1 protein-coding gene is annotated in these 242 nt (G+C 66.9%); it reads left to right on the top strand.

Annotated elements, in window-relative coordinates:
- Nucleotides 1-242: hypothetical protein (locus AAEY83_RS18020; protein ID WP_351061428.1), on the top strand; the 242-nt coding region annotated here is incomplete at both ends.

The raw sequence follows: 242 nt of genomic DNA on the forward strand, positions 1-242 counted from the left end.
GTGCTGACGCGTGCCGGTCCCGTAGCCTTCGATCTGCAACTGCTGATGGGCGCGGTCGCCTGCCTGCTGGCGACCACTTGCTACGGCTTTGCCGGATTCCTCGCACGGCGCTGGCTGGATCAGGCCGGTGGGCTGGACAGCCGTTTGTCGGCATTGGGCAGCATGCTCGGGGCGACGTTGTTTTTGCTGCCGCTGTTCGCCTACAGCACCATTACCGCGCCGCCGGTCAGCTGGGGCGGCTG

Origin of the sequence: Psychrobacter sp. TB20-MNA-CIBAN-0197, from assembly GCF_040309765.1 — a bacterium.
Taxonomy (GTDB): Bacteria; Pseudomonadota; Gammaproteobacteria; order Pseudomonadales; family Moraxellaceae; genus Psychrobacter; species Psychrobacter submarinus.